This is a genomic window from Streptomyces virginiae (assembly GCF_040638905.1).
Taxonomy (GTDB): Bacteria; Actinomycetota; Actinomycetes; order Streptomycetales; family Streptomycetaceae; genus Streptomyces; species Streptomyces virginiae_B.
Map to the genome: position 1 here is coordinate 1 of NZ_JBEZYV010000084.1, position 1,074 is coordinate 1,074.

Annotated in this window: 1 protein-coding gene and 1 pseudogene; one reads left to right on the forward strand and one right to left on the reverse strand. The window is 68.1% G+C overall.

Features of this window, described 5'->3' with window-relative positions:
• Positions 1–46: 46 nt before the first annotated feature.
• Positions 47–958 carry an IS5 family transposase gene (locus tag AB0F82_RS38595; RefSeq protein ID WP_362636485.1) on the forward strand — a complete coding sequence of 304 codons (912 nt, stop codon included), beginning with the start codon at positions 47–49 and terminating at the stop codon, positions 956–958.
• Here AB0F82_RS38595 and AB0F82_RS38600 read toward each other — a convergent pair.
• Positions 906–1,074: pseudogene (locus AB0F82_RS38600) on the reverse strand (alpha/beta hydrolase); the annotation flags it as partial. The gene AB0F82_RS38595 and the pseudogene AB0F82_RS38600 sit on opposite strands and share 53 nt — an antisense overlap.

Here is a 1,074-nt window from a genome sequence, read left to right on the forward strand (position 1 = left end):
AGGCCGTGTATCGAAAATGGATCTTGCGCGCTGAATGATCGTGGTCATGGGGCGGGGAGATCTCACGGACGAGCAGTGGGCGTTGCTGGAGCCGTTGTTGCCGAAGCGGGCCAAGGCAGGGCGACCGCCCGCCTGGCCCCGGCGTCAGCTGATCGACGGCATACGGTTCCGGGTGCGGACGGGCGTTCCGTGGCGGGACGTGCCCGTCGAGTACGGGCCGTGGGGCCGGATCTACGACCTGTTTCGTCGATGGCAACGGGACGGCACGTGGCACCGGGTCCTCACCCGGCTCCAGTCCCTGGCCGATGCGACGGGTGCGATCACGTGGGAGCTGAGCGTCGATTCCACGGTGTGCCGCGCCCATCAGCATGCAGCCGGGGCCCGGAAGCATGGTGACCTGCAGAAAGAACCACCAGGCGGTGTCGCCTCCGAGCCTCGCGATCACGGGCTGGGCCGATCACGCGGCGGGTTCACCACGAAGCTGCACCTGGCCGTCGAGCAAGGTCAGAAGCCCATGTCGATCGTGGTCACCGCCGGGCAGCGTGGTGACTCGCCACAGTTCGAACCCGTTCTGGAAAAGGTCCGCGTGCCCCGCATCGGAGCGGGTCGGCCGCGGGTCCGTCCCAACCGAGTGCGCGCTGACAAGGCGTACGCCTCCCGCAAGAATCGCGCCTACCTGCGCCGCCGCGGAATCCGCTGCACCATCCCCGAGAAGGCCGACCAGGCGCGCAACCGCCAGAGACTCGGATCCCGTGGCGGCCGGCCGCCCCGCTTTGACCCCGTCGACTACCGCGAGCGCCACGCAGTCGAGTGCGCGATCAACCGCCTCAAGAGGCACCGTGCCGTCGCCACCAGGTACGACAAGCTCGCGGTCCGATACGAGGCGACCGTCCTGATAGCAGTGATCAACGAGTGGTTGTGCCTTCCTGGTTTCGCCTGGGCGCGATGCGAGTGGTGAGCAGTTCTCGCAGGAGTTCCCCAATGAGATCAGGCTGCCCCACGAACGGGGAGTGGCCTGTCTGCCATTCGCGCACGTCGGTGCACCGCGAGGCCATCGTCCGCTGGAGGCCGGGG

Excerpts from the sequence above, each read along its gene's own strand:
- AB0F82_RS38595 (WP_362636485.1), top strand. The coding sequence starts at position 47 with ATGGGGCGGGGAGATCTCACGGACGAGCAGTGGGCGTTGCTGGAGCCG.